Below are 23,197 nucleotides of genomic sequence, written 5' to 3' on the forward strand. Positions count from 1 at the left end.
TCGCCTGGTACGACCGGCTGACCGGCGAGCACGACAACTTCCGTGCCGCCATGGAGTTCGGCCTTACCCGGCCGGACGGCGCCGACGACCACCGCGCTGGAGCTCGGCGCCGCTCGGCCTTTCGCCCCGCCCGCGCCTCCAGCGGGTCAGGCTCGCCTCCGGCCAGCGGCTGCTCCTCTACACCGACGGGCTCAGCGAAGCCCGCGACGACCGGGGCGAGATGTTCCCCTTCGACCAGCACATCAGAGCGGCCCTGACGCCCCACTCCCTCGACGAAGCACTGGAGGGCCTTCTGAACCTGCTGCACCAGCACACCCTCGCCACACAAGGCGACGACCTGACCCTGATCCTGGCCCAGCCCGCCCCCACCCCGCCCGCGCCCCCGCACCGGCCCACAGTCGACGACGAGCACCGCAGGTCCCGTCGGCCGTCCGCCTGACGCACGCAGAGCGCGCCGAGGAGAAGGCGCAAGCGTTTCCGTCACCCCAGAAAACTCAACCGCACCTGACGCTCGGGGTTGTCGACATTCGTGTCCACCAGACACACCGACTGCCAAGTCCCCAGCTCCAGCGAGCCGTTGACCACCGGCAGGGTTGCGTGTGGGGGGACCATGGCCGGCAGGACGTGGTCGCGGCCGTGGCCGGGGCTGCCGTGGGCGTGCCGCCAGCGGTTGTCCGCGGGCAGGAGGGTGTGCAGGGCGGCGAGAAGGTCGTCGTCGCTGCCGGCGCCCGTTTCGATGATGGCGATACCGGCCGTCGCGTGCGGGACGAAGACATTCAGGAGTCCGTCCCGGCCGGATGCGACGTCGCGGAGGAATGTCTCGCAGTCGCGGGTGAGGTCGGCCACCTGTTCCGAGGTGCCGGTGGCGATGTTCAGGACGCGTGTGGTGAAGGCATCTGACATGGGTCCATCGTCGCGCGTCTGCGGCTTCCCGGCGTCCGCCGCCACCCCGCACACCCCCGTGTGCGTCCAGAAGGGCGTCCGAACCGCGAGACGGGCGTTGACCATACGTGGACGATCTCGCTACGTTCTGCGGCATGTTGCGTTCAGCCATGCTCACCACGCGCGGTCACATCGACCTGCTGCGGGTGGCCTCCGCCGCGTGTCGCCGCGGCTGCTGAGCCTCTTTCTCTCCTCTCTTTTTCTCGCCTCTTCTCCTTCGCGTACGTCTTCCGCGTCCTTCCTGTGTTCCATGCGCCGTGCAGGCGGTGAACCGGCCCCGGGACGCGACCCCTTGCCGTACGCGAAATCCGGACCCGATCTCCGTACGTGACCGCTGCGGCCTGACCCCGTAGCCGTCGCCTGCCCTGGAGCCTTCATGAGCATCAGTCATGCGCCACCCGAGAATGCCCAAATAGAAGAAATATCGCAGGAAAGGCGGAGCGTCGAGCTTGAGCGACTCGCCTCCTCCTCCACCCGCCGTACCCGCGTGCCGCGCTGGCTGCGGCGTACCTCCGGGCCGTTGCTGCTGCTCGTTCTCTGGCAACTCCTCACCTCTGCCGGGGTGTTGAAGGCCGATGTGCTCGCCTCGCCCGGGACCATCGCCTCGGTGGCCGGGGATCTGCTCTCCGACGGTCAGCTGACCTCCGCCATGGGGGTGTCGCTGCAGCGGGTCGCGGTCGGGCTGCTGCTCGGGGCCGTGCTCGGCACGGTGCTCGCGCTGGTCTCCGGGCTCTTCCGGGTGGGCGAGGATCTCGTCGACGCCAGTGTGCAGATGCTGCGGACCGTGCCGTTCGTGGGGCTCATCCCGCTCTTCATCATCTGGTTCGGGATCGGCGAGGCACCCAAGGTCGCCATCATCACGATGGGTGTGACCTTCCCGCTGTATCTGAATGTGTACGCCGGTATCCGCGGCGTCGACTCCCAGTTGATCGAGGCGGGGCAGTCGCTCGGGCTCTCCCGGTGGGGGCTCGTCCGGCATGTCGTGCTGCCGGGGGCCCTGCCCGGCGCCATGACCGGCCTTCGCTACTCGCTGGGCGTGGCCTGGCTCGCGCTCGTCTTCGCCGAGCAGGTCAACGCCGACTCCGGTATCGGGTTCCTGATGGTCCAGGCCCGTGACTTCCTGCGCACCGACGTCATCGTCGTCTGCCTGATCGTCTACGCCTTCCTCGGCCTCCTCGCCGACTTCGTCGTCCGGACTCTCGAAAGGCTGCTCCTGCAATGGCGACCGACGTTCACGGGCCAGTGACCACCACCGGCAGCTCCGCGTCGGCCGCCGTGCGGGTGGCCGGGCTCTCCCGCACCTTCGACGGCAGGCGGGTCATCGACGGACTCGAACTCACCGTGCGGCCGGGCGAGTTCGTCGCGCTCCTCGGGCGCAGCGGCTGCGGAAAGTCCACCCTCCTGAAGATCCTCGCGGGCCTCGACCGTGACATCGACGGCACCGTGTTCGTGCCGCGCCGAAAGGCCACCGCATTCCAGGCGCCCCGGCTCATGCCGTGGAAGAAGGTCTGGCGCAATGTGCTCCTCGGGCTGCCGGACAAGCCCGAACGTGCCGTCGCTGAGCGGGCGTTGGAAGAAGTGGGACTCTCCCATCGCGCCGACGCCTGGCCCAAGACGCTCTCCGGCGGTGAGGCCCAACGCGCTTCGCTGGCACGGGCGTTGGTGCGCGAGCCCGATCTCCTGCTGCTCGATGAGCCGTTCGGCGCCCTGGACGCGCTCACCCGCATCAAGGCCCAGCGTCTGGTGGGCGAGTTGTGGCAGCGGCGCGGCTGCGCCGTGCTCCTGGTCACCCATGACGTGGAGGAGGCGGTGCTGCTCGCCGACCGGGTCCTCGTGATGGACGACGGGGTGATCGCGCACGAGGCGGAGATCGATCTGCCGCGGCCCCGCGACATCGCCGACCCGCGCTTCGCCCGGATTCGGGCAGGGCTGCTCGACCGGCTCGGCGTGGATGCCACCGCCGAGGCCGCCTGAGCCACGGACCACGGCCGCCTCAGCCACGATCCACGGCCGCCTCAGCCACGTACCGCCACCGCCTCAGCCACGTATCGCCCAAGCCTCCGCTCCACCCCACCCAAGCCCCACCAGAACACACGCGAACGGAACCCCATGCGACCACGCTCCGCCCCGCGCCACACCGCGCTCCCCGCCTCACGCCGCACCGCGCTCCCCGCCCTCCTGCTCCCCCTCTCCCTGCTCCTCGCGGCCTGCTCCGGGGCCTCGTCCGCCGATACCTCGTCGGGCGGTACCGGCAGTGGCGCCGTCGACGGGAAGGGCTCGCTCACCCTCAATGTCGGTGACCAGAAGGGCGGTTCGAGGGCGGTCCTCGCCGCCGCCGGTGAACTCAAGGGCCTCGACTACAAGGTCAAGTGGTCGACGTTCACCTCGGGTCCCCCGCTGCTCGAAGCCGTCAACGCGGGCGCCGTCGACATCGGCGCGGTCGGCAATACGCCGCCGGTGTTCGCCGCGGGCGCCGGGTCGAAGATCAAGGTGGTGAGCGCGAGCCACGGTGACGCGAGCGGCGAGGCCGTGCTCGTACCCAAGGGCTCCTCGCTGAAGAAGCCCGGTCAGCTCAAGGGCAAGGCCGTCGCCGTGGCCCAGGGCAGCTCCGCGCACTACCAGTTGGTGGCGTCCCTCAAGAAGGTGGGACTCACCCTGAAGGACGTGAAGGTCAAGTATCTGCAGCCGGCCGACGCGCTCGCCGCGTTCACCGGCGGCAAGGTGGACGCCTGGGCGGTCTGGGACCCGTACACCTCACAGGTTCTCGAGACCGGGCAGGCACGGGTGCTGACCGACGGCGAAGGCGTGGTCAACGGGCTCAACTTCCAGGTGGCCGCGCCCGCCGCGCTCGCCGACGGCAAGAAGTCCGAGGCGATCGAGGACTATCTGCTGCGGCTGCGGCGAGCCCAGGACTGGGTGTTCAAGCATCCGGAGGCCTGGGCGAAGGTGTGGGCCAAGGACACCGGACTGCCCTACGAGGTGGCGCTCGCCGCCGTGAAGCGCAGCAACGGCACGCGCGTTCCCGTCGCCGTCGACAAGAACGTGGTCACCTCCGAGCAGAAGATCGTCGACACCTTCGCGGGCCTGAAGCTCATCCCCCGCCGTGTCGACTTCGAGGACTTCGTGGACGAGCGCTTCAACGGCGATCTGCCGCCGTCCACCACCCCCGCCCGCAGCTACCCGAAGGACTCCCGATGACCGTCCACCTGCACTGGTTCCTGCCGACCGGCGGCGACGGCCGCACCCTCGTCGACCGGCACGCCTACACCGACGGCGGTATCAAGCGCTCCCGGATCACACCCGTCAGCGGGGTGCGCGCACCGGACATCGAGTATCTGGCGCAGATCGCCAAGGCCGCCGAACAGCTGGGATTCGAGGCGGTGTTGACGCCCACCGGCACCTGGTGCGAGGACGCCTGGCTGACGACGGTCGCACTCGCCCAGCACACCGAACGCCTGAAGTTCCTGGTGGCGTTCCGGCCGGGGGTCATCTCGCCGGTGCTCGCCGCGCAGATGGCGGCGACGTATCAGCGCATCACCCGCGGGCGGCTGCTCCTGAACGTGGTCACCGGCGGCGACTCGACCGAGCAGCGGCGCTTCGGTGACCATCTGGACCACGACCGCCGCTATGCCCGTACCGATGAGTTCCTCTCGGTGGTACGCGGGGTGTGGGGCGGTCGTCCGTACGACTTCGACGGCGAGCACTACCAGGTGCGGGGCGGGCTGACCGCGCTGCCGCCGGACCCGTTGCCGGAGATCTTCTTCGGTGGCTCGTCCGCCGCGGCGGGGCCGGTGGCGGCCCGGCACACCGATGTGTATCTGACCTGGGGCGAGCCGCCGGCCGCGGTGAAGGAGAAGATCGACTGGATCCGGGGGCTCGCGGCGGCCGAGGGGCGCACGGTGCGCTTCGGCATCCGTCTGCACACGATCTCCCGTGACTCGTCCGCCGAGGCCTGGGCGACCGCGAACCGGCTCCTGGACGATCTCGACCCGGACACGGTCGCCGCCGCCCAACAGGCCCTGGGCAAGAGCGAGTCGGTGGGCCAGCAGCGGATGCTCGCGCTGCACGGCGGCTCCCGGGACGAGCTGGAGATCGCGCCGAATCTATGGGCCGGGGTCGGTCTGGTGCGCGGCGGCGCGGGCACCGCCCTGGTCGGCAGCCATGCCGAGGTCGCCGACCGGATCGAGGAGTACCACGCACTCGGCGTCGAGCACTTCGTGCTCTCCGGGTATCCGCACCTGGAGGAGGCGTACTGGTTCGGCGAGGGTGTGATCCCCGACCTGGCCGCGCGCGGACTGCTGCCCGCGGCTCCGGCCTCGCCCCTCCTCGGCGTCCCCGCCGCGAACGGCAGGCCCGCGTCGGCACCCGGCGGCGCTCCGCTCCTTGTGGCAGGGGGGCGCTGACGCACGCCCGGCGGGACACCGCCGGCACAGCGATGCCCGGCGGGGGTGCCCCGGCACAGCGGCGCTACGCCCTCGGCAGAGGAACGGCCGCAGATCGCTGGGACCCGCCCCGCGAACCCCTGGTGACGCCGTAGGTTCGGTCACTGAGCAGCCGTTCTCAACCTGGAGGGTGCAGTGGCAGTACTCAAGGGCAAGACGGCCGTCGTCACCGGGGGTTCACGGGGCATCGGCCGGGCCATCGTGGAGCGGCTTGCCCGCGATGGCGCGGAAGTGGTGTTCAACTACGCGAGCAGCGCGGACGCCGCGGCCGCTGTCGTGGCGGGCGTCGAGGAAGCGGGCGGTACGGCGCATGCGCTCCGTGTCGACCTGGCGGAGCCGGGCGCGGCGCAGGAGTTGATGGACGCCGCCCAGGAGCGTCTCGGCGCCCTCGACATCCTGGTGAACAACGCCGCCCTGAGTTTCCGTACGGCACCCATCGCGGAGACCGACGACGCGACCTTCGACCGGGTCATGGCGGTCAACGCCAAAGCCGCGTTCGTGACGGTGCGGCACGCGGCCCGCCATATGCGCGACGGCGGCCGCATCATCAATATCTCCACCCTCAACACGGTCAGGCCCGCACCCGGCTCCGCCCCCTACGCGAGCAGCAAGGGAGCGGTCGAGCAGCTCACCCTGGTGGCGTCGCAGGAGCTGGGGCCGCGCGGTATCACCGTGAACTCCGTCTCCCCCGGCGCCACGGACACGGAGCTCCTGCGCGGCACGAACAGCGAGGAGGTCCTCGACATGGTCGTGGGGATGACTCCGTTGCGGCGCCTCGGGGAGCCCGCGGACGTGGCGGATGTCGTGGGATTCCTCGCGGGTCCCGACGCGCGCTGGGTGACGGGCGCGAATATCCGGGCCGGGGGCGGTATCGCCTGAGTCCTCGGTCGCCGTCCCCCTGATGTACGGGAAGATCTCGGCCCCCGACCGGGTTAGTAGAAATGTGAACGACATCGGGGTACGAGACGGGGCACGCGACGACACCGCACGGGAGGTCGAGACCGTGGTGGTGGGGGCCGGGCAGGCCGGCCTCTCCGCCGCGTACCACCTCCGGCGCACCGGCGCCGTGCCCGAGCGCGACTTCGTGGTGCTCGACCATGCGCCGCGGCCCGGCGGCGCCTGGCAGTTCCGCTGGCCGAGCCTGACGTACGGCAAGGTGCACGGCATACACGCCCTGCCCGGCATGGAGCTGACCGGGGCCGATCCCGGGCGGCCCTCGTCCGAGGTGATCGGCGCGTACTTCGACGACTACGAGCGCGCCTTCGGCCTGCGGGTGCACCGTCCGGTGGACGTGCGCGCGGTGCGCGAGGGCGCGGACGGGCGGCTGCTCGTGGAGAGTTCGGAGGGCACGTACGCCACCCGGACCCTGATCAATGCGACGGGCACGTGGGACCGTCCGTTCTGGCCGCGCTATCCGGGCCAGGAGACCTTCCGCGGGCGGCAGTTGCACACCGCCCAGTACCCGGGCCCCGAGGAATTCGCCGGGCAGCGGGTGATCGTTGTCGGCGGGGGCTCGTCCGGCGTCCAGCATCTCCTGGAGATCGCCCCGCTCGCGGCCGCGACGACCTGGGTGACCCGGACCGAACCCGTCTTCCGCGACGGGGAGTTCGGCCAGGAGCAGGGGCGGGCGGCGGTCGCGCTCGTGGAGGAGCGGGTACGCCGCGGCCTTCCGCCCAGGAGCGTGGTGTCGGTGACCGGGTTGGCCCTGACGGACGCCGTGTGCAAGGGGCTCGACGACGGTGTCCTGGACCGTCTGCCGATGTTCGACCGGATCACCGCCGACGGCGTGGCCTGGGATGACGGCCGCCGGGTCGAGGCCGATGTGATCCTCTGGGCGACCGGCTTCCGCCCCGTCACCGACCATCTGGCGCCACTGCGCCTGCGCGAGCCCGGCGGCGGCATCCGTCTGGAGGGCACCCGCGCGGTCCGCGACCCACGGATCCACCTCGTCGGATACGGCCCCTCGGCGAGCACCATCGGAGCCAACCGGGCGGGGCGCGCGGCGGTCCGTGAGATCCGCCGGCTTCTGGACAGAGAGCCGGAGTTGACCTCCTGACACCGGCCGGGCAGAGCCGCTCACGGCCGACCCGACCGGGCGCCGGGCCGTACGCGAAGGCCACGAAGGCCGTGAACTTTGCGACGGTCGGCGGAAGTCGGCGACCGGAGCCCCGGCGGCCATCGCGCCACCGCCACGGCGCCGGCCGGACGGTCAGCCCGAGGCGGTGGCCTGCTGGGAGCCCTGGGCGTCCTTGCGGCCGCGGTTGAACTCCTCGACGTTGCGCCCGTGCTGCTCGTAGTCGGCGCTGAAGCGGGTGTCGCCGGGCTTGACGGTGACGAAGTACAGCCAGTCGCCCGGGGTGGGGTTGAGGGCCGCCTTCATCGCGTCGTCGCCCGGATTGGCGATGGGAGTGGGCGGCAGGCCCGTCTTCTCGTAGGTGTTGTACGGGCTGTTGATCTTCGTGTCCGTGTTCTTGGTGTCCAGAGTGGACCGGTTGAGCGCGTAGTTGATCGTGGAGTCCATCTGCAGGGGCATACCGCGGTCGAGCCGGTTGTAGACGACGCGGGCCACCTTGCCCATGTCCTGCTCGGTCTCCGCCTCGGCCTGCACGATGCTCGCGATCGTGACGGTCTGGTAGACGGACACCGCGTTGCGGCCGGCGCCCGCGGCGACATGACCGGCGCCGAACTTCTTGTTGGCGGTGTCGACCATGTACGAGAGCACGGACGCCGGTGTGGACTGGCCGCCGATCGGATACGTCGCCGGGAAGAAGTAGCCCTCCGGGTTGCCGCCGGACTCTCCCGGCAGCTTCAGGCCCGCCGTTCCCGCCGCCTTCTTGGCGGTGCCCTCCGGGACGCCGAGCGCCTTGTCCACCGCGGAGTACACCTGCCCGGAGCGCCAGCCCTCCGGGATGAGGAGCGCCTCGGGCCGCCCGTTGCCGTCGTCCCGCAGCAGCGGCACCGCGACGGCCGCTCCGATCACGACGGCACCGGTCGCGATGAGGGCGACCCGGCCACGGCGGGTCAGCCGGATCTTGCCCTGGCGCGGAGTCTTGTTCACCATGCGGGCACGGTAACCCGAGAGTCAGGGCAAATCGGGTATATCCGGCATATTTACAGTCTGTTGTGGCCCCGCGGACGGCACGGGCCCCCGCATCAGCCCGCCGCCGCCACCGGCTCCAGGCGCGCGTCCCGGTCCACGAGCGCCGCGTACCGGCCGCCCGCCGCCATCAGCGCCTCGTGCGTACCGCGTTCGGCGACGCGGCCCGCGTCGAGGACCACGATCTCGTCGGCGGCGCGGACGGTGGAGAGCCGGTGGGCGATGGTGATCGTGGTGCGGTCGGCGGAGAGCGCGTCGATGGCCTGCTGCACCGCGTGTTCCGTGCGGGTGTCCAGGGCGCTGGTGGCCTCGTCGAGGATCAGCACCGGCGGGTCGCGCAGGATGGTGCGGGCGATGGCGAGGCGCTGCTTCTCGCCGCCGGAGAAGCGATGGCCGCGCTCGCCGACCACGGTGTCGTAACCGTCGGGCAGAGCGGCGACGTGGTCGTGGATCTGGGCCGCGCGGGCCGCGGCGTGCAGCTCCTCGTCGGTGGCGTCGGGCTTGGCGAAGCGCAGGTTGTCCGCGACCGAGGCGTGGAAGAGATAGGTCTCCTGGGAGACGACGCCGACCGCTCGGGCCAGGCTGTCGAAGTCCAGATCGCGTACGTCGACACCGTCGAGCGTGACCCGGCCGCCCGTCACGTCGTAGAGCCGCGGCACCAGGTAGCTGAGCGTCGACTTGCCGGAGCCGGTGGGGCCGACGACGGCGAGACTGCCGCCCGCGGGCACCGTCAGATCGATGGCGTCGAGCACGGGGCCCCGCCCGTCCCGCCCGCCGTCGTCCGCGTCGTAGTGGAACTCCACGGCCTCGAAGCGGACTTCGCCCCGCGGCTTGTCCAGACGTACCGGATCGGCGGGTTCGTTGATGTCGATCGGCAGGTCGAGGTATTCGAAGATGCGCTGGAACAGGGCGAGCGAGGTCTGGATCTGGACGCCGGTGGAGAGCAGGCTCACCGTCGGCCGGAACAGGCCCTGTTGGAGCGAGACGAAGGCCACGAGCGTGCCGAGCGAGATGGCGGGGCCGCCCAGGTGCAGGGCGAGGCCCGCGGCCCAGTAGATGACGGCGGGCATGGCGGCCATGACGATGCCGATCACCGACATCCGCCAGCGCCCCGCCATGTTGGAGCGGACCTCCAGGTCGATGAGGCGCTCGGACTCGCCGGCGAAGGACTTCGTGAGGGAGTCGGCGCGGCCCATGGTGCGGCCGAGGAGGATACCGCTGACGGAGAGCGACTCGGTGACCGTGGCGGCCATCGCGGCCATCTGCCGCTGCCGCTCGGTGGCGATCTTCTTGCGCTCACGGCCGACCCTGCGGCTGATCCAGACGAAGACGGGCAGCAGCAGCAGCGAAACGACGGTCAGCCGCCAGTCGAGCGCGAGCATCGCGACGACGGTCGCGATCACGCTCGTGAGATTGGAGACCAGGGAGGTCGCGGTGGAGGTCACGGTCGCCTGCATGCCGCCGATGTCGTTGGCGATGCGGGACTGGACCTCTCCGGTGCGGGTCCTGGTGAAGAAGGCGAGCGACATGCGCTGCAGGCGGCCGTAGACGGCGGTGCGCAGATCGTGCATCACGCGCTGGCCGACGGTCGTCGAGATCAGGGTCTGCAGGACGCCGAAGACGCTGGTGACCACGGCGCTGAGGATCATGCCGAGGGCGAGCAGGCTGAGCAGTCCGGTGCGGCCCTCGGGGATCGCGGTGTCCAGGATCTCCTTCAGCAGGAAGGGCGTGGCGACCGAGACCAGCGAGGCGGCGGCGACCAGGAGCCCGACGAGGGCGAGGCGGCCGCGGTAGGGACGGAAGAGCCGGAGGATGCGCCGCAGCTCGCGGGGCTGCTCCGGATCGGGGGGCGGTGGGGTCCAGTTGGATTCTTCGGGGTGCATGGGCCTCCTGAGGCGGGACCTCCCAGGCGGAGAGGTGTGAGAACGCTATGACCGGAGGAGCATAGCTCATTGTTACCTATGTTCACAATGAGCATGGTCCTGCTACGCTGCCGTCATGACCTCGCCCGATCCGGACGGACTGCTCGCCGACCAGCTCCTCCGCCTCGCCCGCCGCCTGCACCGCCTCCAGAAGCACCACCTCGCGCCGATGGGCCTGACCCCCGGCCAGTCCCGCCTTCTGCGCCTCCTCGCGCACTACGACGCGCCGCCGCGCATGGCGGACCTGGCGCAGGACCTCGAGGTGGTGCCGCGCGCCGTGACGACCCTGGTGGACGGGCTGGAGGAGGCGGACTGCGCGCGCCGGGTGCCGGATCCGGAGAACCGCCGGGTGATCCGGATCGAGCTCACCGACGTCGGCCGCAAGGCCCTGGGCGAGCTGCGCAGCGCGCGCCTGGCCGCCGCAGAGGACATCCTGGCTCCATTGACCGCTCAGCAGCGCGAGCAGCTCGGCGGTCTGCTGTCCACCCTGGTGGACGCCCCCGGACCGTGTTGAGCAAGCCGACGCCGAGGAGCGTGTGCGATGCCCCTGCTGGAGCCGAAGCCGGAAGCCCTGCGTCCGCTCGCGCGGGAGACCACGGGGCCGTCACCCGACCGGGTGCAGGACCGGCAGGCCACGGGCACCCCTGAGCCGCTCAGGAGCGACCTGGTCGCGCTGCTCGGCGAGGACAAGGTCCTGACGAAGATCTCCGACCTCGTGCGGTACGCGTCGGACGCCAGCCCCTACCGCTTCGTGCCGCAGGTCGTGGTGGTCGCCGAGGACATCGACGATGTGTCGGCCGTCATGTCGTACGCCCACGGAAAGGGCCGCGAGGTGGTCTTCCGCGCGGCCGGCACCAGCCTCAACGGCCAGGCGCAGGGCGAGGACATCCTCGTCGACGTACGCAAGCACTGGGCCGGCGTCGAGGTGCTCGACGACGGGAAGCGGGCCCGGATCGGCCCCGGTACGACCGTGGTGCGGGCCAACGCCACACTCGCCCGGCACGACCGGGTACTCGGCCCCGACCCCGCGAGCGCCATCGCCTGCACGCTCGGCGGCGTCGTCGCCAACAACGCCTCGGGCATGACCGCGGGCACCACCCGCAACTCGTACCGCACGCTCGCCTCGCTCACCTTCGTCCTGCCGTCCGGCACGGTCGTCGACACCGCGGAGCCGGACGCCGACGAGCAGCTGGCACACGCCGAACCCGCCCTCTGCGAAGGACTGTTGGCGATCAAGCGGGAGATCGAGGCCGACCCGGAACTCACCGCCCGGATCCGCGCCAAGTACGAGATCAAGAACACCAACGGCTACCGCCTGGACGCCTTCCTCGACGGGTCGACGCCGGTGGAGATCCTTCGCGGCCTGATGGTGGGCTCGGAAGGGACGTTCGGGTTCATCGCGGAGACCGTCTTCGACACGCTGCCCCTCGACCGGCTCGTCTCCACCGCGCTGCTGTTCTTCCCGTCGCTCACCGAGGCGGCGGCCGCGGTGCCGAAGTTCAACGAGGCGGGCGCGCTCGCCGTGGAGCTGATGGACGGCAACACCCTGCGCGCCTCGGTGAGCGTGCAGGGCGTGCCCGCGGACTGGGCGGACCTGCCCAAGGAGACCACCGCGCTGCTCGTGGAGTTCCGCGCCCCCGACGAGGAGCGGCAGCGCGCCTGCGAGGAGCGGGCGGCCCGCGCCCTGGAGACGCTCGAACTGGTCGCGCCCGTGGCCTCGGTGACCAATGCCTTCACCCGCGACCCGAAGGCCATCAGCGGCTACTGGAAGGCCCGCAAGGCATTCGTCACCGCCGTCGGCGGCTCCCGGCCCTCGGGCACGACCCTGATCACCGAGGACTTCGCGGTGCCGCCCGCCAAGCTCGCCGACGCCTGCTCGGCACTCCTCGAACTGCAGACACGGCACGGCTTCGACGCGGCCGTGGCCGGGCACGCGGCCCACGGCAATCTGCACTTCCTGCTCGCCTTCGACGCGGGCAAGCCCGAGGACGTACAGCGCTACGCCGCGTTCATGGACGAGTTCTGTGCGCTGACCGTCGAGAGGTTCGACGGCTCCCTCAAGGCCGAGCACGCCACCGGCCGCAACATCGCGCCTTTCCTGGAACTGGAGTGGGGTCCGCGGGCGACCGAGCTGATGTGGCGCATCAAGCAGGTCATCGACCCCGACGGGGTCCTTGCCCCGCGGATCGTCCTCGACCGCGACCCCAAGGCCCATCTGCGCGGCCTGAAGACCATCCCGCAGGTGGAGGCCATCGCGGATCCGTGCATCGAGTGCGGCTTCTGCGAACCGACCTGCCCCAGCCACGACTTGACGACCACACCGCGCCAGCGCATCGTGCTGCGCCGCGAGATGATGCGCCAGTCGCCCGGTTCCCCGGTCGAGGACGGTCTCGTCGAGGCGTACGGCTATGACGCCGTGGACACCTGCGCCGGCGACTCCACCTGCAAGCTGGCCTGCCCGGTCGGCATCGACACCGGCATGATGATGAAGGCCTTCCGGCACGCGCGGCACACACCGCGCGAGGAGAAGGTCGCGGCGCTCGCGGCGAAGAACTTCAAGCTGGTGGAACACTCCGCGCGGCTCGCGGTGGCCGCCGCTGACAAGATCAACGACCGGTTGCTCACGACGGTGACCCGCGCCGCGCGCAAGGCCGTCCGCCCCGACCTGGTGCCCGAGTGGCTCCCGGAGATCCCCGGCGCCGCCGCCCGCAAACTGCCGCACACCGCGCGCGTGGGCGCCGCCGCCGTGTACTACCCGGCGTGCGTCAACCGCATCTTCGGCGGCCCCGAGGACCACAAGGGGCCGTCCCTCGCGCAGGCCGTCGTCGCCGTGTCCGCGCGGGCGGGCAGGCCGGTGTGGATCCCCGGTGACGTGGCCGGCACGTGCTGCGCGACGATCTGGCACTCCAAGGGCTACGACGAGGGCAACGCGGTGATGGCCAACCGGATCGTCGAGGCCGCCTGGGGCTGGACCGCCGGCGGCAGGCTGCCGCTCGTCGTCGACGCCTCCTCCTGCACGCTCGGGATCGCGCACGAGGTGGTGCCCTATCTCACCGACGCCAACCGGGAGTTGCACGCCGAGCTGCGGATCGTCGACTCCATCGTGTGGGCCGCCGACGAGCTCCTGCCGCATCTGACGGTCCTTCGCACGGTGGGCTCCGCGGTCCTTCACACCACCTGCTCCATGCGACACCTCGGCGACGGCGAGCAGCTGCGGGCGGTCGCGGAGGCCTGTGCCGACGAGGTGGTCACACCCGACGACGAGGCCTGCTGCGGTTTCGCGGGCGACCGCGGCATGCTGCACAAGGAGCTCACCGAGTCCGCCACCGCGCGTGAGGCCGCCGAGGTGACCATGCGGTCCTACGACGCCCATCTGTCGGCCAACCGCATGTGCGAGGTCGGCATGGACCACGCGACGGGGCGCAGCTACTACTCCGCGCTGATGGAACTGGAGCGCGCCACCCGGCCGGGAGCGAAGGCGCCGCGGCGGGGGCAGTCGTAGGGGCGGGGGCACTCGCAGGGGCAGGGGCACTCGTTGGGGCGCAGCCCTCTGAGCGCTCCGCGGGAAGGCCGGTATGACACCTGCGGGTGCGTCGTGGCCGGTCGCGCAGTTCCCCGCGCCCCTTTTGCCCGTCCATAAAGGCTCGCCCGCCCGTGAAAGCGCGCCCCATCAGGTGCGGAACACCGGAAGGTCCGTCCATTCGCGCGGTCGCTGACGTTGCCGTCGTGCGTCGTGGTGGCGGCCGGGCTGACGGCCAGGGTGCCCGGCACGTCGGCTTCGAGGTGCTCGGCCGAGTCCTGCCGCCGGGGCGGAACCGGAGAGTCCAACCATCGGCTGCGGGAAGTCCAATTCCCCGGCCACTTCGGTCCCTTGCGTACCTGTGATCACCCGGCCAGGGTGACTCCCGGCATAGCTCCGCCCACGCACCTTTACGCGTATGGAGGCCCCATGCACGACGACCAGGCCCTGCCGATTCCCGGAGAGCCCGCCGGAGAAACCGTCGGAGAGCCCGCCGAACCGTCCGGCCAGGAGCCCTCCGGTGTCTCACGGAGATCCATGATGCGCGCGGCCGGTGTCACCGGCGTCGGTCTCGGCCTCACCGGCCTGACCGGCGCCGCGGCGCATGCGAACCCGGCCACCGCGGCCACTCCCGAGCAGGCGTCGGCCGCCGCGCAGGCACCGCCGCGGCAGGGCCCGACCATGATCGGGGTGCCGTTCGAGAAGCGCGCCACGGTACGGGTCGGGATCATCGGGCTCGGCAACCGCGGCGGCGGCATGATCGATCTGTTCCTCGCGCTGCCGGGGGTCAAGGTGGTCGCGCTGTGCGACCCGGTGAAGGAGAAGACCGCCGCCGCGGCGAAGAAGGTGACGGACGCGGGGCAGCCCGCCCCGGCGACGTACACCAAGGACGATCACGACTTCGAGAACCTGTGCAAGCGCACCGACGTGGACTTCGTGTACGTCGCCACGCCCTGGGACTGGCACTTCGAGATGGCCAAGTCGGCGATGCTGAACGGCAAGCACGTCGGCGTGGAGTGTCCGATCGCGCTCCAGCTCGACCAGTTGTGGCAGCTCGTGGACCTCTCCGAGCGCACCCGCAGGCACTGTATGCAGCTGGAGAACTGCTGCTACGGCAAGAACGAGATGCGGGTCCTGCGCATGGCGCACGCGGGGCTCTTCGGTGAACTCCTGCACGGCGCGGGCGCGTACAACCACGATCTGCGCGGGCTGATGTTCGACCCTGACTACTACGAGGGGCCCTGGCGCCGCCTTTGGCACACGCGGCTGCGCGGCGATCTGTACCCGAACCACGGCTTCGGCCCCGTCTCCAACTACATGGACGCCAACCGCGGCGACCGCGTCACGCATATCTCCAGCTTCGGCACCCCGGCGCTCGGTCTCGCGGAGTACCGCAAGGCACACATGCCGCCCGGCGACCCGAGCTGGAAGGAGACGTACATCGAGTCGGACCGCACGATCAGCCTCGTCCAGACCGCGAAGGGCCGGGTCATCCGCCTGGAGCACGACGTGTCGACCCCGCACCCCTACAGCCGTCTCAACCAACTGGGCGGTACCAAGGGCGTGTTCGAGGACTATCCGGCGCGGATCTATCTGGAGCCGGACCACAGCGACGACCAGTGGCACGACTTCGGCGCCTACGCCGAGAAGTGGGACCACTGGCTGTGGAAGGAGCACGCCAACCCGCCCGGCGGGCACGGCGGCATGGACTACATGATGGTGTTCCGCCTGATGCAGTGCATGCAGCTCGGCCTCGTCCCCGACTTCGACGTGTACGACGCGGTGACATGGACGGCGCCGGTGCCGCTGAGCCACGCGTCGATCAGGGCGAAGGGCGCGCCCCAGGCGATCCCCGACTTCACCCGCGGCCTGTGGACGAAGCCCCGCTCGGGCGTCGACTCCCAGAAACCCCAGACCTGAGCCCCGGCCCACAGGGCCCGGCCTCCTCGACTGCGGGGGCGCCGGGCCCTGCGGGCCTGCTCAACTCACTGCGAGGCTCCGGGCCACCGGCGCCGCGCCCATCCACGACGCCCGCGGTCCGCGCACGCTCAGTCCGCCGCCAGTTGCCTCTTGTCGCCCATCACGATCACCGGCTGCTGCTTCGGGTCGAGCCGCTTGAGCAGGTACTGCATCGCGGGCTTCGAGACGCTCACGCAACCGGATGTGCCGCTGCCGTGGTCCATGTGCAGCCAGATGTAGCCGCCCTTGGCCTGGCCCCGGGGGCGGGTCGGGTCGTTGGGCGGGGTGCCCTTGGCGCGGTTGTAGTCGATGGCGATCACGTAGTCGAAGTCGTGCCAGTGCGTCTTCGGCCACGAGCGGGACGCGGCGAACGCGGGCGACTGCGTGTACGGCAGCTTCGCCCCCGGATCGGCGAGTACACCGCCCGCGTCGCTGAGCGTGAACACGCCCACAGGACTGCGCTTGTCGCCCTCGCGGTGGTCGGGGGTCCAGCCCTTCCGGCCGTTGTGGCCGGGCCAGGCGCGGGCGCGGTCCCAGGTGGCGCCGTGCTTCTCGTACAGGGCGACGGTCGACGTCGCGGAGTACGCGCTCTCCCCGGTCACCACGACGGCCTGCCGTGACCCGGCCGGAATCCGCTGCCACAGCTTGTCGCCGACATCCGGAAGTCGCTTCAGGTTCGTGGTGCGCTGCTCGGCGGGCTTCGCGTCCGGCGCTCCCCCACCCGCTCCCCCGCCCGAACTGCCTTGCGCCGCGCTCCCGCAGGAGGAGAGAGCCGCGAGACAGACCATCGCCGCGAGGGCGGACCGCACCGAGCCGGATATGCGCATGGAGCCCATGGTCGCACCCGGCACACCGGTCACCGCCCGCCGCCCCGTCCACCCCCGGCAGGAATGACCTGTTCTTTGCGCGCAGGCAGAAAATCGTTTGCCCCGGACCGCGAAATCACGTCAGCCTTGCACGGTTTCCCCCCATCCGATCCCTCTTCCGATTACCGCAGCGAGCTCGACGCCGTGCGCCGACCGACCCCTGGGACGTCATGCAGATCAGTGATCTTCCGTATACCGATCCGGGTGTGCCCGACGCACGCTCGGGTCCCCGGTTCCTGTGGTGGCTCGGGCGGAACCAGCTGGCCGGTCAGCTCAAGTCGCTCGGGTGGGGTCTGCTGCACTTCACCTCCGTGATGGCCCTGCCCTACGGCGTGGGCCTCGCCGTGCAGGCCGTGGTGGAGCGCTCCGGCGCCCGGCTCGCCCTCGCGGGTGCCCTGCTCGCCCTGTCCGGGGTCGCCATCGCGCTCGGCGACACCATGCTGCACCGCACCGCGGTCACCAACTGGATCACCGCGGCGGCCCGGGTGCAGCAGCTGCTCGCCCGTAAGACCGCCGGCCTCGGCGCCGCCCTGACCCGGCGGGTGGCCGCGGGCGAAGTGGTCGCCGTATCCACCGGTGACGTGGAGAAGATCGGCTGGTTCGTGGAGGCCGTCTCCCGGTTCACGGCGGCGTTCGTCACGGTCGTCGTGGTGTGCGTGGGTCTCGTCGTCTACCAGCCGCAGCTCGGGGTCGTCGTGCTCATCGGCGTGCCCCTGGTCGCCCTCGGCGTACTGCCGTTGCTGCCCCGCGCCACCCGGCTCGCCGACGTACAGCGCGAGAAGGCGGGCAGGGCCACCGAGCTGGCGTCCGACACCGTGGCGGGTCTGCGGGTGCTGCGCGGCATCGGCGGCGAGGAGCTCTTCCTCGACCGCTACCGCACGGCGTCGCAGGAGGTCCGCCGGGCGGCGGTGCGCAGCGCCCGTATGTGGTCGCTGATCAGCGCCGTGCAGGTGCTGCTGCCGGGACTGCTGCTCATCGTGGTGCTCTGGCACGGCCTCGGCCTAGTCAGGGACGGCCGGATCGCGGTCGGCGAACTCGTCACCGTATACAGCGCGGTGATGCTCCTGTCGTACCCGCTGCACCACTTCGAAGAGATCGCGATGGCCTATTCCTTCTCGCGGCCGTCGGCGAAACGGGCGGCCCGGGTGCTGTCCCTCGAGCGGTCGACGGCCGCCACCGAGGAGACGACCGCTGCCGAGGAGACGACCGCCGCCGACGAGGGGGGCACCCCCGCGGGCGGCGACCTGTACGACCCGGTCACCGGGCTGCTCGCCCCCGAAGGGCGCCTCACGGCCGTGGTGTGCGGGGATCCGGACGCGGCCGGCCGGCTCGCGGAGCGGCTCGGCGGGCACCCCGCCCTCGACGAACCGGTGGCGTCCGTACGGCTCGGCGACACCGCGCTCGACGAACTGCCGCTCGCCGCGGCCCGCGCCACCGTCCTCGTCCAGGACAAGGACCCGGTGCTGCTCTCCGGCACGCTGCGGGAACTGCTCGACGTACCGGCCTCGGGCCTTGTCGCCGCGCAGGACGCCCTGGCCGCGGCCGAGTGCGACGACGTGCTCGACGCGCTCGCGCAGGCCTCGGTCGACGACGACCCGATGGCCGCGCCGATCACCGAGCGCGGCCGGTCGCTCTCCGGCGGCCAGCGTCAACGCCTCGCCCTGGCCCGGTCGTTGGTGACGGACCCGGAGGTCCTGGTGCTCGACGAGCCGACGTCGGCGGTGGACTCGCACACCGAGGCACGGATCGCGGACGGACTGCGCGGGCTTCGCCGCGGCCGTACGACCGTGGTGCTCACGTCGTCGCCGCTGCTCCTCGACCGGGCCGAGCGCGTGGTGTTCGTCCACGACGGCGAGGTCGCGGCGGTGGGTGTACACCGTGAGCTGGTGCACACCCAGGCGCGCTACCGGGCCGTCGTGACCCGCGAGACGGACGAGGAACAGGCAGCACAAGCAGCACAGGCCGCGCAGGCGGCAGAGGCGGAGCGGGCCGCGCACCAAGGAGCGGGCCGTGGACGGACCCGTATCGAGATCGAGGAGACGGCATGATCGGCCTGGCGCCACCGGAGTACGATCCGGCGGCTCCCCGTACCACCGAGACACTGCCCGTGGGCGGTCGGGCCACGGTGCGGGCGTATGTGCGCGAGCTGTTCGGGCGGCACCGCCGGGCCTTCGTCCTGCTGATCGCCGTGAACGCGGTCGCGGTGACCGCCTCCATGATCGGCCCGTCGCTGCTCGGCTCGCTCGTGCAACGGGCGTCGGACGGGGCCCGCGACCTCCAACTCGGGCGCGCCGTCACGCTGTTCACCATCGCCCTTGTGGTGCAGACGGTGTTCATCCGGCTGGTCAGACTGCGCGGCGCGATGCTGGGTGAGCGGATGCTCGCGGATCTGCGCGAGGACTTCCTCGTGCGCTCCGTCGGCCTGCCGCCGGGCGTCCTGGAGCGTGCGGGCACCGGCGATCTGCTGTCCCGGATCACCACCGACATCGACCGGCTCGCCAACGCGATGCGGGAGGCGGTGCCGCAGGTCACCATCGGCGTGGTCTGGGTCGGACTGCTGCTCGGCGGCCTCGTCGTGACCGCTCCCGCGCTCGCGCCCGCCGTACTGCTCGCGGTGCCGATCCTTGTGCTCGGCTGCCGCTGGTACTTCAGGCGGGCACCGTCAGCGTACCGCTCGGAGGCCGCCGGGTACGCGGCGGTGGCCGCGGCCCTGACCGAGACCGTGGACGCGGGCCGCACCGTGGAGGCGCACCGGCTCGGGGCGCGCCGCGTGGCCCTGTCCGACCAGCGGGTGGCGGAGTGGACGGCGTGGGAGCGCTACACGCTCTATCTGCGCTCGGTCCTCTTCCCCGTCATCAACGCCACGCATGTGACGGTCCTGACCTCGGTGCTCCTCATCGGCGGTGTCTTCGTGCTGCAGGGCTGGATCGGCGTCGGCCAGCTCACCACGGGCGCCCTCATCGCGCAGATGATGGTCGACCCGGTGAACCTGATCCTGCGCTGGTACGACGAGCTGCAGGTCGCCCATGTCTCGCTGGCCCGCCTTGTGGGTGTGCGCGAGATCGAGCCGGAGGCGGGCGACACGAAGGTCGAGCCCGCGGGGCGCGAAGTGACGGCGGACCGGGTGCACTTCGGCTACCGGCCAGGGGTCGACGTCCTGCGCCAGGTGACCCTCGACGTGCGGCCGGGCAGCCGGGTCGCCCTCGTCGGTCCTTCCGGCGCGGGCAAGTCCACGCTCGGCCGGCTGCTCGCCGGGATCTACGCCCCGCGCACGGGCTCGGTCACCCTGGGCAAGGCGGAGCTGTCCCGGATGCCCGCGGAACGGGTGCGCGAGCATGTCGCCCTGGTCAACCAGGAGCACCATGTCTTCGTGGGCTCCCTGCGCGACAACCTGCGCCTTGCGCGGGCGGGCGCGCGGGACGCCGAACTGTGGGCGGCGCTCGGCGCGGTCGACGCGGACGACTGGGCGCGCTCGCTGTCCGAGGGTCTGGACACGGAGGTCGGCTCCGGCGGTTTCACCCTGACCCCGGCCCAGGCCCAGCAGATCGCTCTGGCCCGTCTCGTACTCGCGGACCCGCACACGCTGGTACTCGACGAGGCGACGTCGCTGCTCGACCCGCGCGCCGCCCGGCACTTGGAGCGTTCCCTGGCCCGCGTCCTGGACGGCCGCACGGTGGTGGCCATCGCCCACCGTCTGCACACCGCCCACGACGCCGACGTCATCGCGGTCGTCGAGCGCGGCCGCATCAGCGAACTGGGCAGCCACGAACAGCTGGTGGCGGCGGACGGGGCATACGCTGCGCTGTGGCGGTCGTGGCACGGGTGAGGCCAGGCGGCCGGCCGCTCCTGGCCGGTCTCCCTCCTCCTGTGCGGGACACAGAACGCGACCAACGACAAGCTGAGAGGAAAGCCGCAGTGGAGCGCATCGGCATCATCGGAGTGGGCGAGATCGGCCGGGCCATCGTGACGGGCCTGTGCGACGGAGTCGACAAGTCGCCCGAGGTGTTCCTCTCACCCCGGGGAGCCGGCACCGTCGCGGAGCTGTCCGCGCGCTACGACGGCGTACAGGTCTGCGCCGACAATCAGGAGGTCGTCGACCGCTCCGAGCTGGTGATCATCGCTGTCCGCCGCCAGGACCGGCACGAAGCACTGGCCGGTCTGCGGGTGAACGACGACAGGACGGTGGTCAACGTGATGGCCGGTGTCGCCAACGACGACCTGCGCCGCACGCTCGGCACCGACGCCCCGCTGGTGCGGGCCATCCCGCTGCCCTCCGTACGCGAACGCCGCTCCGTCACGGTGACCTTTCCGTCCCACCCGGTGGCGGACGCGTTCTTCGAGCGGCTCGGTGGGGCGCAGCCCGTCGCGGACGAGGCGGCCTTCAATGTCTTCTCCGCGCTGACGGGGACGCTGACCAGCCACTACGCGTACCTCGCCACGCTCACGTCATGGGCCGCCGCCCAGGGCATCGCCCCCGACGACGCCGACCGCTACATCCGCAGCCTCTTCCAGGGAGTGGGCCGCGCCCTGAGCGACGGGACCCGCTCCCTGCAGCAGCTCGCCGCCGACCACGAGACGCCGAACGGAAACAACGAACGTATCCGCACCACCTGGTTCGACGCGGCCAACTCCGAGGCCCTCGGCAAAGCCCTCGACGGACTGCTCGACCACCTGAAGTAACCCTCAGCCGGGCCCTCAGCCGCTGGTCAGGGTGCGCTCGAGCAGAGGGAGCAGACGGTCCCAGTGACGCTGGAGCGCGGCGGCGTTGAAGGCGTCGGTGTCGGACATGGTGAAGCCGTGGATGGTGCCGGGGTAGATCTCGGTGGTGTGGCCGACGCCCGCGGCGTCCATGGCCTGGTTGAGCTCGCTGATCTCCTCGGGCGAGAGGTCGCCTTCGGCGAGGCCGAGGTGGACTTCCGCGGTGAGCTTGTGGGCGAGGCGGTGCGGGCTGTCGGGTGCGTCGGTGACCAGGAAGCCGGGGTGGAATCCGGCGACGGCGGCCACCAGGTCGGGGCGGGCGGTGGCGGTGCGCATCGCCAGGGCGGCGCCCAGGCAGTAGCCGATCACGCCGACCGGACCGGCGGCGGCCTCGGGCTGTGCGGTGAGGAATTCGAGGTAGGCGTCGGCGTCGCGCAGTACGCGTTCGGTGGTGTGCGCCTCGACCAGGGGCATCAGCTGGGCGAAGACCGCGGGCCTGACCTCTTCCCCGATATGCCCGGGAAGTTCGATCACCGGTGCCGGGCCGTGCCGGTAGTAGAGGTTGGGGACGAGCACGTAGTACCCGTGCCCGGCCAGTTCGCGGGCCTTCTCCTCCAGCTCGGGCCGTACGCCGAAGGCGTCCGGGTAGAACAGCACCCCCGGGTGCCGCTTGCCGTCCGCGGGAAAGGCGGCGAAAGCGTCGGCCTGGCCGTCCTCGGTGGGAATCTGCAGCGTCTTGGTCTCGGTCTTGGTGGCCATGGCTGATCATCTTTCCTCGGACCGACTGCCGTCACAAGGTTTCCCGGGATGAAGCTCAGGGCCGCCCTGGACGAAGAAGACCTGGAGGCCTGGAGGCCTGGAGGCCTGGAGGCCTGGAGGTCGCCCTAGATGAAGTTGAGCGCCGCCGCTCCGCCCACCCCGCCGAGCAGCATGAACACCGGCATCAGGACCTTCAGCTCCACCCAGCTGCCCGCGCGGAAGCGCATCGCCTTGGGCGGGCCGACCGGGTACCAGCGCTTGCCCGCGATGGGGATGGGCCACAGGACCGGGCAGCCCGAGACGGTCAGGGCGTCGCCGATGTCGTGCACGAGGGCGCCGAGGACGATGGGCAGGCCCAGCCACAGATACTCCTGGCCGGCCCCCGTGAACAGCCAGTCCGCGCCGTTGCCCGGCTTGTCCAGGACGCCGGCGAGGATCCATGCGCTGGTGGCGCCGAGCAGCCACACCAGGACGTCGCTGGAAACCCGGGCCGCCCGCCAGAGCAGGCCCTCCACGGCGAGCACCAGGTGGACGAAGAGGATCGCGAGGACCGCCCAGCGGCCGCCGGTGATCGCCGCGACCGAGGTGCCCGTACCGATGAGGACCGCCCACAGCCAGGTGTGGGTGAGGGTGCGGTGACCCCCGGAGCGGCGCGGGTCCTGCCGGGTCCTGGTCGCCTTGTAGACGGCGTACGAGAGTTTGTCGACGACTTCGCAGAGCCCCCGGGAGATGGGTCCGAAGGCGCGGGAGATCGTGGCCGACTTGTGGTCCAGGTCCGGGGCCAGCGCCGCGCCCGCGCAGATCAGGGCGCCGACCACGAGCACGGGCCAGGGCATCGGATGCCCTCCGGCGGCGGCCGCCGCTCCCACCCCCAGCCAGGCCGCTGCTCCCGACAGTGAGTGTGCTGGACCCATCATGGCCGCTTCCCGCCCCATTTCCGTTGTGCTTACGCGCAGTTGACACCTGGTCCGACGCGCCGTCGACGGCACAGC

20 protein-coding genes are annotated in these 23,197 nt (G+C 71.3%); 14 read left to right on the plus strand and 6 right to left on the minus strand.

Features of this window, described 5'->3' with window-relative positions:
* Positions 1 to 4 precede the first annotated feature (4 nt).
* On the plus strand, positions 5 to 439 hold the full coding sequence (locus ACFQVC_RS10145; RefSeq protein ID WP_381829544.1) for a SpoIIE family protein phosphatase: 435 nt from the start codon (positions 5 to 7) through the stop codon (positions 437 to 439).
* A gap of 41 nt (positions 440 to 480) precedes the next feature.
* On the opposite strand, the gene ACFQVC_RS10150 is transcribed toward ACFQVC_RS10145, so the two are convergent.
* Positions 481 to 903 (minus strand): secondary thiamine-phosphate synthase enzyme YjbQ, encoded by a 423-nt coding sequence (locus tag ACFQVC_RS10150; protein ID WP_381829109.1) that lies wholly within the window; start codon positions 901 to 903, stop codon positions 481 to 483.
* 149 nt (positions 904 to 1,052) lie between these two features.
* Between ACFQVC_RS10150 and ACFQVC_RS10155 the strand changes: the two genes are divergently transcribed.
* The 7 genes from ACFQVC_RS10155 to ACFQVC_RS10185 all read left to right on the plus strand — a co-directional run bounded on the left by ACFQVC_RS10155 (position 1,053) and on the right by ACFQVC_RS10185 (position 7,440).
* A complete protein-coding gene (locus ACFQVC_RS10155) occupies positions 1,053 to 1,121 on the plus strand; it encodes a putative leader peptide (protein WP_351286961.1) in 69 nt (22 codons plus the stop codon).
* Between the two features lie 197 nt (positions 1,122 to 1,318).
* On the plus strand, positions 1,319 to 2,188 hold the full coding sequence (locus tag ACFQVC_RS10160; RefSeq protein WP_381829111.1) for an ABC transporter permease: 870 nt from the start codon (positions 1,319 to 1,321) through the stop codon (positions 2,186 to 2,188).
* The gene (locus tag ACFQVC_RS10165) at positions 2,161 to 2,916 is read left to right on the plus strand and encodes an ABC transporter ATP-binding protein (protein WP_381829113.1); all 756 of its coding nucleotides are present in this window, start codon (positions 2,161 to 2,163) and stop codon (positions 2,914 to 2,916) included. Before ACFQVC_RS10160 ends, ACFQVC_RS10165 begins: the two co-directional genes overlap by 28 nt.
* Before the next feature lie 135 nt (positions 2,917 to 3,051).
* Entirely contained in the window at positions 3,052 to 4,140 is a 1,089-nt protein-coding gene (locus tag ACFQVC_RS10170) for an ABC transporter substrate-binding protein (protein ID WP_381829115.1), read from the plus strand.
* On the plus strand, positions 4,137 to 5,345 hold the full coding sequence (locus tag ACFQVC_RS10175) for an LLM class flavin-dependent oxidoreductase (protein WP_381829117.1): 1,209 nt from the start codon (positions 4,137 to 4,139) through the stop codon (positions 5,343 to 5,345). Before ACFQVC_RS10170 ends, ACFQVC_RS10175 begins: the two co-directional genes overlap by 4 nt.
* 174 nt (positions 5,346 to 5,519) lie before the next feature.
* Positions 5,520 to 6,263, plus strand: a complete 744-nt coding sequence (locus tag ACFQVC_RS10180; protein ID WP_381829119.1) for a glucose 1-dehydrogenase — start codon at positions 5,520 to 5,522, stop codon at positions 6,261 to 6,263.
* A 22-nt stretch (positions 6,264 to 6,285) separates the two neighbouring features.
* Positions 6,286 to 7,440, plus strand: coding sequence for an NAD(P)-binding domain-containing protein (locus ACFQVC_RS10185; protein WP_381829121.1), 1,155 nt, complete (start codon positions 6,286 to 6,288; stop codon positions 7,438 to 7,440).
* A gap of 153 nt (positions 7,441 to 7,593) precedes the next feature.
* On the opposite strand, the gene mltG is transcribed toward ACFQVC_RS10185, so the two are convergent.
* Complete coding sequence (gene mltG, locus ACFQVC_RS10190; protein WP_381829123.1) at positions 7,594 to 8,445, minus strand: endolytic transglycosylase MltG; 852 nt, start codon at positions 8,443 to 8,445, stop codon at positions 7,594 to 7,596.
* A 92-nt stretch (positions 8,446 to 8,537) separates the two neighbouring features.
* On the minus strand, positions 8,538 to 10,364 hold the full coding sequence (locus tag ACFQVC_RS10195; protein WP_381829125.1) for an ABC transporter ATP-binding protein: 1,827 nt from the start codon (positions 10,362 to 10,364) through the stop codon (positions 8,538 to 8,540).
* A 115-nt stretch (positions 10,365 to 10,479) separates the two neighbouring features.
* Between ACFQVC_RS10195 and ACFQVC_RS10200 the strand changes: the two genes are divergently transcribed.
* The 3 genes from ACFQVC_RS10200 (at position 10,480) to ACFQVC_RS10210 (ending at position 15,843) form a co-directional block, all read left to right on the plus strand.
* Entirely contained in the window at positions 10,480 to 10,917 is a 438-nt protein-coding gene (locus tag ACFQVC_RS10200) for a MarR family winged helix-turn-helix transcriptional regulator (RefSeq protein WP_381829127.1), read from the plus strand.
* Between the two features lie 27 nt (positions 10,918 to 10,944).
* Positions 10,945 to 13,905, plus strand: a complete 2,961-nt coding sequence (locus ACFQVC_RS10205) for an FAD-binding and (Fe-S)-binding domain-containing protein (RefSeq protein ID WP_381829129.1) — start codon at positions 10,945 to 10,947, stop codon at positions 13,903 to 13,905.
* 447 nt (positions 13,906 to 14,352) lie between these two features.
* Complete coding sequence (locus ACFQVC_RS10210) at positions 14,353 to 15,843, plus strand: Gfo/Idh/MocA family protein (protein WP_381829131.1); 1,491 nt, start codon at positions 14,353 to 14,355, stop codon at positions 15,841 to 15,843.
* A 128-nt stretch (positions 15,844 to 15,971) separates the two neighbouring features.
* On the opposite strand, the gene ACFQVC_RS10215 is transcribed toward ACFQVC_RS10210, so the two are convergent.
* A complete protein-coding gene (locus ACFQVC_RS10215; RefSeq protein WP_381829546.1) occupies positions 15,972 to 16,718 on the minus strand; it encodes a L,D-transpeptidase family protein in 747 nt (248 codons plus the stop codon).
* Between the two features lie 200 nt (positions 16,719 to 16,918).
* Between ACFQVC_RS10215 and ACFQVC_RS10220 the strand changes: the two genes are divergently transcribed.
* The 3 genes from ACFQVC_RS10220 to ACFQVC_RS10230 all read left to right on the plus strand — a co-directional run bounded on the left by ACFQVC_RS10220 (position 16,919) and on the right by ACFQVC_RS10230 (position 21,428).
* Positions 16,919 to 18,796 (plus strand): ABC transporter transmembrane domain-containing protein, encoded by a 1,878-nt coding sequence (locus tag ACFQVC_RS10220; RefSeq protein ID WP_381829133.1) that lies wholly within the window; start codon positions 16,919 to 16,921, stop codon positions 18,794 to 18,796.
* A complete protein-coding gene (locus ACFQVC_RS10225) occupies positions 18,793 to 20,574 on the plus strand; it encodes an ABC transporter ATP-binding protein (protein ID WP_381829135.1) in 1,782 nt (593 codons plus the stop codon). Before ACFQVC_RS10220 ends, ACFQVC_RS10225 begins: the two co-directional genes overlap by 4 nt.
* Before the next feature lie 89 nt (positions 20,575 to 20,663).
* Positions 20,664 to 21,428: an NAD(P)-binding domain-containing protein gene (locus ACFQVC_RS10230; protein ID WP_381829137.1), complete on the plus strand. Its 765-nt coding sequence runs from the start codon at positions 20,664 to 20,666 to the stop codon at positions 21,426 to 21,428.
* Positions 21,429 to 21,443: 15 nt separating this feature from the next.
* On the opposite strand, the gene ACFQVC_RS10235 is transcribed toward ACFQVC_RS10230, so the two are convergent.
* Positions 21,444 to 22,205, minus strand: a complete 762-nt coding sequence (locus ACFQVC_RS10235; RefSeq protein ID WP_381829139.1) for a dienelactone hydrolase family protein — start codon at positions 22,203 to 22,205, stop codon at positions 21,444 to 21,446.
* A gap of 125 nt (positions 22,206 to 22,330) precedes the next feature.
* Positions 22,331 to 23,122 carry a metal-dependent hydrolase gene (locus ACFQVC_RS10240; protein ID WP_381829141.1) on the minus strand — a complete coding sequence of 264 codons (792 nt, stop codon included), beginning with the start codon at positions 23,120 to 23,122 and terminating at the stop codon, positions 22,331 to 22,333.
* Between the last annotated feature and the right edge of the window lie 75 nt (positions 23,123 to 23,197).

Origin of the sequence: Streptomyces monticola, assembly GCF_042665355.1 — a bacterium.
GTDB lineage: Bacteria > Actinomycetota > Actinomycetes > Streptomycetales > Streptomycetaceae > Streptomyces > Streptomyces monticola.

Excerpts from the sequence above, each read along its gene's own strand:
- ACFQVC_RS10150 (WP_381829109.1), bottom strand. The coding sequence starts at position 903 with ATGTCAGATGCCTTCACCACACGCGTCCTGAACATCGCCACCGGCACC.
- ACFQVC_RS10160 (WP_381829111.1), top strand. The coding sequence starts at position 1,319 with ATGAGCATCAGTCATGCGCCACCCGAGAATGCCCAAATAGAAGAAATA.
- ACFQVC_RS10165 (WP_381829113.1), top strand. The coding sequence starts at position 2,161 with ATGGCGACCGACGTTCACGGGCCAGTGACCACCACCGGCAGCTCCGCG.
- ACFQVC_RS10170 (WP_381829115.1), top strand. The coding sequence starts at position 3,052 with ATGCGACCACGCTCCGCCCCGCGCCACACCGCGCTCCCCGCCTCACGC.
- ACFQVC_RS10175 (WP_381829117.1), top strand. The coding sequence starts at position 4,137 with ATGACCGTCCACCTGCACTGGTTCCTGCCGACCGGCGGCGACGGCCGC.
- ACFQVC_RS10185 (WP_381829121.1), top strand. The coding sequence starts at position 6,286 with ATGTACGGGAAGATCTCGGCCCCCGACCGGGTTAGTAGAAATGTGAAC.
- mltG (WP_381829123.1), bottom strand. The coding sequence starts at position 8,445 with ATGGTGAACAAGACTCCGCGCCAGGGCAAGATCCGGCTGACCCGCCGT.
- ACFQVC_RS10195 (WP_381829125.1), bottom strand. The coding sequence starts at position 10,364 with ATGCACCCCGAAGAATCCAACTGGACCCCACCGCCCCCCGATCCGGAG.
- ACFQVC_RS10200 (WP_381829127.1), top strand. The coding sequence starts at position 10,480 with ATGACCTCGCCCGATCCGGACGGACTGCTCGCCGACCAGCTCCTCCGC.
- ACFQVC_RS10205 (WP_381829129.1), top strand. The coding sequence starts at position 10,945 with ATGCCCCTGCTGGAGCCGAAGCCGGAAGCCCTGCGTCCGCTCGCGCGG.
- ACFQVC_RS10210 (WP_381829131.1), top strand. The coding sequence starts at position 14,353 with ATGCACGACGACCAGGCCCTGCCGATTCCCGGAGAGCCCGCCGGAGAA.
- ACFQVC_RS10215 (WP_381829546.1), bottom strand. The coding sequence starts at position 16,718 with ATGGGCTCCATGCGCATATCCGGCTCGGTGCGGTCCGCCCTCGCGGCG.
- ACFQVC_RS10220 (WP_381829133.1), top strand. The coding sequence starts at position 16,919 with ATGCAGATCAGTGATCTTCCGTATACCGATCCGGGTGTGCCCGACGCA.
- ACFQVC_RS10225 (WP_381829135.1), top strand. The coding sequence starts at position 18,793 with ATGATCGGCCTGGCGCCACCGGAGTACGATCCGGCGGCTCCCCGTACC.
- ACFQVC_RS10235 (WP_381829139.1), bottom strand. The coding sequence starts at position 22,205 with ATGGCCACCAAGACCGAGACCAAGACGCTGCAGATTCCCACCGAGGAC.
- ACFQVC_RS10240 (WP_381829141.1), bottom strand. The coding sequence starts at position 23,122 with ATGATGGGTCCAGCACACTCACTGTCGGGAGCAGCGGCCTGGCTGGGG.